Annotated in this window: 9 protein-coding genes; 2 read left to right on the forward strand and 7 right to left on the reverse strand. The window is 50.8% G+C overall.

Annotation, left to right across the window (positions count from 1 at the left end; genetic code table 11):
* Positions 1 to 122 precede the first annotated feature (122 nt).
* Complete coding sequence (locus TU84_RS10875) at positions 123 to 2,108, forward strand: FUSC family protein (RefSeq protein ID WP_048369059.1); 1,986 nt, start codon at positions 123 to 125, stop codon at positions 2,106 to 2,108.
* Positions 2,109 to 2,413: 305 nt separating this feature from the next.
* Positions 2,414 to 3,316: a GGDEF domain-containing protein gene (locus TU84_RS10880; RefSeq protein ID WP_048369060.1), complete on the forward strand. Its 903-nt coding sequence runs from the start codon at positions 2,414 to 2,416 to the stop codon at positions 3,314 to 3,316.
* Positions 3,317 to 3,413: 97 nt separating this feature from the next.
* On the opposite strand, the gene TU84_RS10885 is transcribed toward TU84_RS10880, so the two are convergent.
* From TU84_RS10885 to TU84_RS10905, 7 genes are all read right to left on the reverse strand, one after another.
* On the reverse strand, positions 3,414 to 4,730 hold the full coding sequence (locus TU84_RS10885) for an undecaprenyl-phosphate glucose phosphotransferase (RefSeq protein WP_082148668.1): 1,317 nt from the start codon (positions 4,728 to 4,730) through the stop codon (positions 3,414 to 3,416).
* Between the two features lie 332 nt (positions 4,731 to 5,062).
* Positions 5,063 to 5,539, reverse strand: a complete 477-nt coding sequence (locus TU84_RS26450) for a winged helix-turn-helix domain-containing protein (RefSeq protein WP_241486399.1) — start codon at positions 5,537 to 5,539, stop codon at positions 5,063 to 5,065.
* Between the two features lie 96 nt (positions 5,540 to 5,635).
* Entirely contained in the window at positions 5,636 to 6,493 is an 858-nt protein-coding gene (locus tag TU84_RS25525) for a helix-turn-helix domain-containing protein (protein ID WP_241486400.1), read from the reverse strand.
* A 312-nt stretch (positions 6,494 to 6,805) separates the two neighbouring features.
* Positions 6,806 to 8,896, reverse strand: coding sequence for a YjbH domain-containing protein (locus tag TU84_RS10890; protein ID WP_048369062.1), 2,091 nt, complete (start codon positions 8,894 to 8,896; stop codon positions 6,806 to 6,808).
* On the reverse strand, positions 8,893 to 9,675 hold the full coding sequence (locus TU84_RS10895) for a capsule biosynthesis GfcC family protein (protein WP_082148671.1): 783 nt from the start codon (positions 9,673 to 9,675) through the stop codon (positions 8,893 to 8,895). The genes TU84_RS10890 and TU84_RS10895 overlap by 4 nt, the downstream gene beginning before the upstream one ends.
* Positions 9,672 to 10,331: a YjbF family lipoprotein gene (locus TU84_RS10900; RefSeq protein WP_048369063.1), complete on the reverse strand. Its 660-nt coding sequence runs from the start codon at positions 10,329 to 10,331 to the stop codon at positions 9,672 to 9,674. Before TU84_RS10900 ends, TU84_RS10895 begins: the two co-directional genes overlap by 4 nt.
* Positions 10,332 to 10,344: 13 nt before the next feature.
* Entirely contained in the window at positions 10,345 to 11,460 is a 1,116-nt protein-coding gene (locus TU84_RS10905) for a polysaccharide biosynthesis/export family protein (RefSeq protein ID WP_048369102.1), read from the reverse strand.
* Between the last annotated feature and the right edge of the window lie 106 nt (positions 11,461 to 11,566).

Consider the following 11,566-nt stretch of genomic DNA (forward strand, 5'->3'; position numbering starts at 1 on the left):
CAGACCTTGGGCTAAGCTGTCATGGCCAAGTCGCAGACAGTACGCAGCCCAAGATCAGAATTGGATTTTCTAATGGAGATAGATACTATCCTATCGATTAGCCTGCTACCTATTGCATAGCCATGAAGCCACCTTCCATCGCGTTATCAGATTTTTGGCAGGCCATCCTCGCACCTTCGCGCAGCGACTTACTGTTCGCCCTGCGCAATATCATCGCCGGCGCGGTGGCGCTGTACCTGGCGTTGATCTTCGATCTGGAACAACCGCAATGGGCGCTGACGACGGTGTTTATCGTGGGTCAGTTCACCAGCGGGATGGTGTTGGGCAAGGGCGCATACCGCTTGGTCGGCACGCTGGTAGGGGGCGTGGCTTCGGTTGCGCTGATTGCCGTGTTTGGCCAGTCGCCCTTGTTGTTTCTATTGGCCATGGCAACGTGGTTGGCGCTGTGCACCACTGGCGCCTCACTGTTACGCAGCCATGCCGCCTATGGCTTTGTATTGGCAGGCTACACCACCGCGATCATTGCACTCCCAGCGGTCTCGGACCCGCTGGCGGTGTTCGACCATGCGACTGCGCGGTGCATTGAGATCAGCTTGGGGATTATTTGCGCGTCCGTGGCGAGTACCGTTTTGTGGCCCCGTCACGCCGAGCAGGCGCTATCGGCTCAAGGGCGAGCGGCCTGGCTGGCCGGGTTTGAAGCCGCGGCGGCAGAACTGCTGGGCACGGATCAACGTAAAGGCATGCTGGTTGCCTTGGGGCGACTGGTAGCGGTCGATAATCAACATGCCAGCGCCCGCTTTGAAGGCCCGGCAGGGCGGCGCCGCTCTCAAGCATTGCGTGTGCTCAGTCGAGACCTGCTCAGTGTGTTGCGTGCAGCCAGGGCGGTGGCACGCCAACGGTTGATGCTCGATGAGGCTGCGCGTGTCATGCCGTTGATCGAGCAAGTGGCGGCGGCATTGCAGCAAGCGCACCTACAGGACTTGCCCGCGCTGGCCCAGCACATCAGGCTGGCGCTCGAGGATCAGACCTTGGGCCAGGAGGCGCATTTTTGCCTGATGGCGCTGGCTCAGTTGTTGCGCTTGATTGAGCAGAGCGCGCTGACACTTCAGGCCCTGGAGCAGGGGAGAGTGCCGCCAGGTGCACCGGGCGCCATGTCGTGGCACAAAGACATTGAACAGGGCGTGCTCGCCGGGTTGCGCTGCGCTGTGGCGTTTTTGGCTGTGGCGGCGTTCTGGATGTACACGGCCTGGCCGTCGGGCCTGGGCGCGATATCAATCTGCGGCGTGGTATTGAGCCTGTTTGCCGCCAGAGAAAACCCTTCTGAATCCAGCCTTAACTTTTTAAAAGGCATTGCACTGTCAATTCCGGTGGCCGGGGTGGTGCATTTTGGCCTGCTGCCCGCCTTTGACAGCTTCGCCATGCTTGGCCTGTGCCTGGGCATACCGTTGTTTCTGGCCTCGTTATGCATGAGCCGGCCAGCATTGGCGGCCACCGCTTCGGCGTTCTGCATCTTCTTTGTCAACAACATCGGGCCCAGCAACCTGATGACCTACGACTTCGCCGCCTTCCTCAATAGCGCCGTAGCCACCCTGATGGGCAGCGGCATCGCCGTGCTGGTGTTCCGCCTGATACAACTCAACCCCGGCGAGCGCCATTATCGGCGCATGTACAAAGCCCTGCTGTTCGACCTTGCTCAACTGACCGTACGCCCGCTGGAGCAAGCCGAAAGCTGGTTTGGCGGACGCATGGCAGACCGCTTGATCCGGCTGTCACGCTACACCGCAGCGTTTACCAACGGCACCAGCCATTGGTCGCGTGGCCTGCAAGGTTTGGACCTTGGCGATGAGTTGCTCGAACTGCGCGCCTGCCTCGCAAACAGCCAGGGAGCCCTGGCGCTTGCGCGTGACCGCTATTTGCGTTGCCTGGCGGGTGCTTTTAAACAAGGCGGGCCAAGCGAGCAAAGCCTCACGCTTATGGACGCACCCAGTCAGGTATTGCTCGAGGCACTGGAGCATCCCTCGAGGTTGGCGGAACAAGAGATGGCCAAAGCGGCGATCTTGCAACTGCAGTACACATGGCGCAAAGCCTGCCAGCCAAGTACCGAATAAGTCTGCGCGACCAACGTATAAAAAACATTCATTCAATAGGTGGTGGCGCAATAGTATCATCGGCCGGGATTGCGCTGGCCTGATAATGCCAGGGCGTTGCAAGCACCTGTAGTCGTTGCCGAAGCACGAGGCGGCGATGGGAGTCGAGTGACCACTAGAGCGGCGGTACTGCATGGCAGCCAGGCACCTTGTTGGCAGCCACAAGATGCCGCGTTACGCCGCAGCCCATAGCGCTGAAATAACAAAAGTTTGCTGCTTTCAAACGACAAGCTGCCACACATCAAGCGGCTGAGAAGACACGCGTCATGATTGACTCTAAACAGTTGGCTTTAATTCTCGAAGCGCTGCCAGACCCGGCGTTTATTTTTACGCGCAGCGGCAAATACGTTGCAGTGTTTGGCGGGCGCGATACGCGCTATTACCACGACGGCACCGGCTTGATCGGGTTGTACATCCAGGACCTGATCAAACCCGAAAAAGCCAACTGGTTTCTGGAACAGATTGCCAAGGCACTGGACACGCAAAAGCTTATGGTTGTGGAATACGAGCTAAGCAACCGGGATGTAAAAGGGCTGCTCGATGAAGGCCCCGCAGACCCCATATGGTTTGAAGGCCGCATCCAGGCCCTGAGCTTTCAAGTGGACGAAGACGATGTCGTACTCTGGGTCGCCAGCAACATCTCTGAGCGCCACCACCTCGAAGTCAAACTCAGGGAACTGAGCGACACCGACCAACTGACCGGCCTCTACAACCGAAGAAGGCTTGAGCATGACCTCACGCTGCACCACCAGGCATTAACCCGATATGCCGTGCCAACGTCGGTCTGCATGTTCGACCTCGACAACCTCAAAATAATCAACGACACCCAAGGCCACCACGTCGGCGACCAGATGATCCAGGCCGCCGCCAACATCTGCCGCACGGCATTGCGCAAAAATGACACGGCCTGCCGCTTTGGCGGGGACGAGTTTGTGATTGCCCTGCCCAATACCGCGCGTGAGCAGGCCATGCAGTTTGCCGAACGCTTGCATGGCTACTTCAAACAAGAGCTGGATCATTTTTCAGTGGGCAATATTGTCGTCACCGCGAGCATTGGCATAACCAGCATGGTGCCGGAAGACACCACCCATGAAGACACACTCAAACGTGCAGATCGGGCGTTGTATGAGGCCAAGAAGGCGGGCAAGAACAGGATTGTGTGGGGGTGAGCTTCGATAATGGTGTAGCTACAAACAAAATCGCCCTCATGATGAGGGCGATGTAAGGGCTGCAATATTCTGAGTGACTTGCCTGGGTGTACTTAATTCAATAAATATCCTTGGATATTAAGGTGAACGGCGTTTTGATGATGATTTTGACATCAAGCCACAATGACCAGTTATTGATGTAATCAAGATCAATTTCCACACGCTTTTGCATCTTATCTATAGTGTCTGTTTCGCCACGGCAACCACTAATCTGTGCAAGGCCAGTAATGCCGGGTTTGATGCGGTGACGAGCCATGTAGGCGTGAATCTTGTCGGTGTAATAGTCGTTATGAGCAACCGCGTGAGGTCGTGGACCAACCAGAGACATATCCCCGTGCAGCACGTTGAACAGTTGAGGCAATTCGTCAAGCGATGTACGCCGGATAAATCGGCCTACCGCCGTTACACGAGAATCATTTTTGCTGGCCTGTTGTACATGCTTGTCATCATGCACCTTCATTGATCGGAACTTTAAAACTTGTATGACTTTGCCGTTCCAACCGTGGCGCTGTTGTTTGAAAAGGATCGGCCCAGGAGAAGAGAGCTTAACTGCTAATGCAACAACAAGCAGTACGGGGCTAAATCCGATAATGGCCAGCAATGCAAGGGAACGGTCCATCAGAGCCTTGCTAAATGCAGCTGTTGGATAGCTGGTAAGCGGGCTCTCGTTCAAATGAATGGCTGGGCGTCCACCCACTTCGCTGACGGAGTGATTCAATAGCAGCATGCTGTCCAAGTCAGGGATCCAGACAACATCGACATTCAAATCCAGTAAATCAATATATAGAGCTTCAATCCGCTGCGCATCTTGCAGAGATAGAGCGAGATACAGGCGGCGTATATTGTGCTCGGTGATAAGTGCTCGCAGCTGTGTCAACTCTCCGACAACAAGGGGGGAGTTTTCAGCATCTTCGAACGGAGAGGCACTAACAACGCCCACCAATGGAAATTGATTTTGCTGTATAAAACTGTCAGCCAGTTTTAGTGCAACCCCGTCAGAACCAATAATAAGACTGTTGTAATGATGGCTGTTGCGTTCATGATAGCGGCGCGACAGGTAATGGAGCAGTAAGTAGGGTGGCACTTGGATAGCATAGCTAACTAATGCCCAAGTAATGATAACTTCTCGTGAAAACAACTCGCTGGATTTTGTTATAAATGCGACAGTGCTTAAGCACGTTAGTGTGAATGTCCAAGCAATAAATAGACGCAACAATCCATTCAAATACCCATGCCTTTTGTAATAGGTATTGGTCGCAGAGTAGGCGGGTACTGAAATAAATAATGTTAAAATGCCAGCAATGCGGTAGTGGAAGTCGATGCTGCCGTTTTTGGTGTACACCAGTATCAGTAATGTCGAAATGACAAGGCTCATAGAGATGAACCACTGTCCCCAAAACGTGAGCCCTCTGGCGACGGATTTTCGATCTATGCGAGTATGTATCAAGGTATCAGCCTTGTAAAAGTCTCTGATTATATAGAAGTGGCTAATGATGGAAAGATTAAATTAGGCGCACTTCATATCTGTGTGACGCACAGCGGTAATGCTGTCGATATTGAGCTAGATGTCGATAATAAGGAAAATTGTTCGTTAGAGCTCGACGATTTATAACGGTCCTGAGCATGCTGTTTGATGTTTTTTTAATCTACTAGGTTCTATCAGGCGTGATAGCACAGCAGACCTCTTTGAAGTCGCGTAACTGGGTGTCAGTGCGTGATCTTTACGTCTTGCACCAAGCAATAGCCCCGATTGCGCACTGAGCGAAACAAACGTTCGTCAAAGACAGCTCGAAATTTTTGTTGCAGACGGCTCAAGCACATTTCAAGCCCACTGTAAGCCAAGGGGTCTTTATTGATGCCGGCAATCAGCTCTTGTTTGCTACAAATCCGCTCGGTACTGAGTACTAGCGTATTAATAAGCAGCGATTCAATAGCCGTGAGTTGAATGCGGGCTGTAGTGTTACACAGCTCTCTAGCAGCCAAATCAAAGAACCAGGTCTGCGAAAGTGGTGAGTAGGCTGGGTCTGGAGATGTAGAGGTTGGCACGTAGGTAATCGACACTCTATTTGAGGTTGGGGCTTTAATTGTATTTGGTCGTGATACGCAACATTTTGGCGAAGCGTATAAATTAAAGCTGGTGGTTTTAGATGTGAAACTGTTAGTGATGCTGAACGCTGCCTTCATGATTAGGTTCCTCCATGGATTTCCTGTGATTTTTTGCGCAGCTACAGATATGCTTAAATAAAAAGTTTTAGAGTGTATGTGTGCTGAACGACCTACTTATCTCGAGATAGTCCCTCGGCGCAAACGATACCCATAGGCGCGGACACTAATGATAAGCTCAATATTGTAGGCTTTTCTTATTTTAGTTCTTAAGCGGCTGATAGTTTTCTCTAGTGCTCTAGGGTCATAGAAAATAATATTGGGGTCCAATGTTTTGGCAATGCTATCTTGGCTCATGACATGCTCAGGTGCTTTTATAAGTGCATCTATAATTGTCATTTCGGTATATGAAATATCAAGTTTATAGGTGGTGCTGCACAGAAGTAGTCGTGTACGGTCTAGGTATAACTGTGTCGGTGATTTCCAATGTGAATCTTCTAATGTTTTAGATAGATTTTTTTTTCTTTCTTGTGTGTCGCTGGACAGTTTTAAACAATGGTCGGCGCCCGAAATATAAAAATGTGTACCGGAAAATGACTTGCTGTGTGTCACTAGTATGAAAACACAGGCAGTCTGATTGGTTTGGCGGATTTTTTTTAAAACTTCGAGGCTATCATTTGTTATATCAGGGCTATTAATTTCAAAAAAAACTGCTTCAAGCTTAGAGAGGTTAAGGTTGTGGCTCAATGCTGGACTGAAGGAATCAAGATGCAAAACCTCAGATGAGACCACAGTATTTATATCGGCAATTAACACCGGTGTGTGCGCAAAATTTAACACTGAAAAACTCAGCGCGTCTGCTTTGTATCCTGCGAAAAGCATATCACCTAACCCAAGTACGTAGAGGCGGCTAGATTTTGCCATAGCCGCCCGTATGGAAGCCGACTTTTTATAACGGCGCGGCCGTATTGATTTTTTAAATTGGATTTTTGACAGCGTTGGGTGATCAAAAAAACGATCGCCTTCGTCGAGCATCATCGCCGTCTAAGTGCACACCGAGTGGCCTATCTTCTGAAAAGGGCTTCGGCATGGGCTGCAAATGCAGCCCTTCGAACAACCCTTGTCTGCTTACAAAGCTCAAAAAATCAGCGCCTGACTGCAATGCTATTCACTTAAGTGATTTCTGCTTCTGTGGGAGCGGGCTTGCTCGCGATGCTCGCTAACGATCTAGCGTGTTTGCCTTTTAAATGAGGCACTCTGAATGCCATCGCGAGCAGGCCCGCTCCCACCATTGAGTCGCGTTGCTTTGAGTAACGATTTGCTCAAACCAGCGCTGAACCAGTTGACTCACTCCGTAATCTTGCCAAAGTTTTCATAAAACGCATCCTGGTTGCGGCCATCTGTCATGGTATGCAGAGAGTACTGTCGATGCAGCATGGCGCCACCGTCACGTGTTAGCGGGGCCCAAGCAATGCCGGCGCGGCTCATGGTCGAGACGCTCATCATTTCGTCAAATGGAATCGAGATATAAATCCCTTTGTCAAAACTGCCTTCACCAAATTCTTCAGATGAGACGTTGGTACGAGTGACCCAGCCGCCAAATTTTACGCCATTGGAAAACTCTCTGGAGATATCAATAGTGGTGCCCCAATCGCGCGCCAAATAGCGGCCAACGCTTACCGCGGCATCCAGATCAAACGGCAGTTTTGTATAAGCGGTGATATGGCCGGTGATTGTCCGGTAATCACGCAGACCAAAATCTTGCTCGAAGTCACGTTGGCGTACATAGTTCAAGTCTGCACCAATCGACCAGCGTTCGCCCATTGGACGGTACAGCAGTTCACCGCCAACCCCTGCGTACATAGGCTCCAGGTAACCGCCATAAACCATGCCGTAAAGGTCCTGATCCAACTGGCGAGCTTGGTTAAGTTGCAGAGCAGGCATCGTTACATCTGAAGTCGTGACGTATTTACGCACATCGGTACGCACACGTGGCAAGCCGCTAGGTGCATCGTATTTAAACTTATCGTAATTGTTCAGCAAGTTTGCACTGATGCCGCCACTTGCCCAAGTTCCAGGGGTGAAACGATATTGCCCTTCGGCATAGGCGCTGATTTGGTAGAGCAAGAACCCATCAGGGCCGCCGATATTCTGTTGGTAACCTAAGCCGAAACCATAAGTGAAAGGGTCTGGTTTCTGTTGAAACAGGGTTTTCTCAATACGCGGGGTCGCGCGATTGACCTCAGTTGTACGGTGAAGATTAACCAGATCTTGTTCATTGTTGATAACATCTCGAAAGGTCGAGCGCGGAACACTGGTTTCTTCGATAGGCATGTTGTATCGCTTGTTAACCAGATTGAACCACTGAATATCGCTATTCGCATTGTTGTCCAGGATCCGGCTGGCTCGGCCGACGGCTTTGGCTGAGTAAAAATATTTAGACTGCTCGCCGTATACCGTAAGCTCCGAGTCGCGCTGTGAAATACGTTCAACTTTGTAACCAGCATTTTTATCCAACTGCTTGGAAACCTCAGCCCAATCGACCTCAGTTAACGGGGTGACCGGTTCTTGAGTCGGTAGCGGCTGAGCAGGCGGATCGAAAGTTTTGGTCGGGGCTTTGCGACTTACAAAATTTGTATGAAGTGTTATACCAAATAGGGCTGTATTTCCGCGCTCCCAGCCAGCAGTTAGGTCGACATTTTCATTGAGTTGATATACAACTCCAATGTTTATTGGCGAGTCTTGTTTGAATCTATTGCCTTGTGGTTCTTGTTTGTAGTCGTTACCATCAAGTTCGATTTTTAAACTTAGCGAGGGTAAAGGTGTTTGATAAAGAATTCCACCAAATAGTGACGGTGAACCTCTAAAGTATGAAGTCGTATTTACTTCGCCGGGAGTGGATTGGCTGGTCTCAAATGGGCGGTCCTTGAATCCATCGTCTAAATAACCCAGCGGGTTTGCGAAGTCCCCTCGATTTCCTAGATAGCCCCAAGCGATGCCTAAGCTAAAATCGAAATTTTTATAGCGTTTATTAGCAACAAAGTATTCACTTGAGAATAGCCCGGTGCCACCTACGTCCCGAAAGCCTAGCGCGACTTCTGGAACCCAATGTGTTTCTTGTAATAAACGTGCTTTAACATCAACGGCCTTGTCTTTATAGCTTTGGTCGCCACTAAAAGATTCTGGGCCGTATTTGATATTACTAATTGTGGTATAGCGAAAAGTACCTTCAAGCCAATCCAGTGGTTGCAAGGATAAGCTATAACGAGAATATGGATCCGTGCGGTTAGCGTTTAGACTCAGTTCACCTGCAGGAGCCATACGAGCTGTTGGCGTTTGCAACAATCCAACACCGCCGAAATCATTCTGCGTATAGCGTGGCTCCGCATGGACAAAGCCATATGGCAATAGAATTACAATAAAAAAACGTAACTTCAAGGTGCAACCTCAGCCAACAGTTGAGTGGCGAGGAACTGCGCCAGCTGCTCATTTAAATCAGGCGTGGGTAAATCCGGGTTGTCATTGTGTACAGGTACCAGGATCGTGCTGCCAGCTACCGCATAAACACCGTCTTTACGGTTCCATGCAGCAGTGGGTACCTGCTTATAGGTCCCGTCTGGGTGTATCAACCACAGAAAGTCCACATCTGCCTCTTTCAAGGGGGGGCATTTGTCCAGATAGTCGCGCGCCTCTTGCATGGCCTGATAGGGCAGGTTGCAAGGTTCAGCCACCGCCCCGACAACCCTTACTCGGTTGATTCGAGGCGGATAGATCACCTGATCACCATCGCTGAGCAAATAGTTATGGCTAAAGTTTACTTCCAATGCGACTGGGTCCAGGTTGGCAACTTTACGTCCGGTCACAGGTAAGCCGCTCACATATTCATGCAAGCGTTCAGCTAGAGAGGCTAGGGCGACATTGTTATTAAGCAAAGACCCGCGTTGCAGCATTTTCAAATCGAACAGTACACCGACTTTCAAGCGCGTTTGCTGTTCAATCAGAGGTTGATGCAGCCACCCAGCCGCTAGCCAATAATCATTATGGTTGGGTTGGGCTTGGCTGATGACATCCAGCAGACGCATGCCCGGTGTGTAGGCAACACTCACCGGGTTACGTACCTCTCCGCTAACAGTCACGGCTGCTTGGCTATGCTGAATGAAGCCAAATATAGATGCGCCTAACAACAGTCCAGCGGTCAGTTTTTTTAACTCACTCACCTTGCAGGCTCCCAGTCTGGGCGCAGGTGCACGATCTGCAATAAAATCTCTGGCGTTGCATATTGTTCGCTCTGCAAAATCACGCCGTCATCCGGCCTCACCCAGTAACGGTTGGTTCCACTGAACCCCAATGCCGGCATAACGATCTCTTCGTCAATACGTTGCAGTGCATAGGGTTTATCAAGGATCTTGACCGTCTCCAGGCCTTTACGGCGAAAACGGCTGTGCACTGTTACACCGACACGCTGACCGTCATAGATATCAATCTGTCGAGTACTGGTAGCGCCATCAGTGATGTGCTGTAAGCCTTGTTTGAACGGAGAGGGACCGTCAAAACGGGTGCTCTCAAGGTTGGGTGGCAGGCCGACAGTGCGTTCAACAAGGCCGTCACGGGTAATCAACACTTGCTTGCCGGAGGCGACCCAGTACTGCAGGTCGCTCTCTTGGCGCAGCCTGGCCATAATCCCTTCACTGGAGCGGGTAGTGACCTTGATTTGCGCATAAGGGACTGCTGCAACGTCTGCCTCTGTTATTTGCAGAGGTTGAACGCCTTGAACAGCAGCCTTGAAGGTATCGATAGAGCCTTTCATCAGTGGGCTGCAGCCACACAGCAGCAAGCCCACCAATAGCCAAGAGCGGTTACGAAGAATTTTCAAAACGGCTCAAACCTTATCGGCTGTTAGCTTCACTGAGGTTATTGGTTGCAGAGGCACCAGTGCCCAAAATAGTCGCTGAAGGCAGCAATTGGCTGATCAAGCGGTTCCAACGAGTAACCTGTGCCGGGCCCACGTAAACAATATCTTGGGGCTTCAGTTCAAAGTGCGTGGCAACGGCAAACGCTACCGGAGATTGGGCGTCCAGTTGGTAGACCTTGGCCGGCTCTGTTTCAAGATTTTCCGCCCCACGAATCACATACAGTGCATTGCCGTTGGAGGTGCTTTGGTTCATCCCGCCGACCGAACCGATTACATCGGCAAGGTTCATATTTTTGGTCTTGAACCTAATTGCTTGCGGTGCTAGCACTTCGCCCATGACATATATTTTTTTACGGTCGTTGTACGGCAAGTACAACTGATCACCATCTTTCAGGTAGATGTTATGCAGTTGCGATCCTTTGGCTGTATTGAGCGCGTCCATGTTTAGAACATACTCATGTCCATCGCGGGTCAGCGTCAGACCTGATAAGTCTGCATTTAAAGGGTCAACTTCGGCTGCACCCAAAGCTTCAACAACGCTCACAGGCGTGGTGGTAATGGGCATGGGGCCAGCTTTTACAACTGCGCCAGATAGTGTGGCCTTTTGGCTGGCAAAACGTAAAACGCTTAAATCCACTTGCGGGCTATCAACGTATTGAGCCAAGCGCTGGGCTATAATCGCGCGCAACTCTTCAATGCTTTTGCCCGCGGCATCAACATTGCCTATATAGGGATAGAAAATAGTGCCGTCAGGCCTTACAAGACGGCCGTTTGCATCAATTTGTTGTTGCGGGCCAGAGGGCGCTGTCAATTCGGGGTGATCCCACACCGTGATGTACAACACATCATTTGCGCCAATTCTGTAAGCCTGTGGCTTGAATGCCAACAATTCTGCTGGCACCGAGCTTGAAACGTAGGTCGCTGCGTTTTGAGCAATCAGCTTGGGGGTGATGGGTATCAACTCAACCCGACTGCTTTCTGGTGAGCCTTCTGTGCCAATCTCACTGGTATCCAGGTATTGACCAGGCGAAAACATACAACCTTGCAGGGCAAGCCCTGCAAGTACCGCGAGCGACAAACTACGAATCATCATTGGGGACACTTGTAAAAGAAACACATCAAAATCAAAAACCTGGCGCGAGCCAGGTGGTTTAGTTCGATCAACCTGGCGGGTACTTAACGAGTAGTACCGGTGG

Source organism: Pseudomonas helleri (assembly GCF_001043025.1).
Classification (GTDB): Bacteria; Pseudomonadota; Gammaproteobacteria; order Pseudomonadales; family Pseudomonadaceae; genus Aquipseudomonas; species Aquipseudomonas helleri.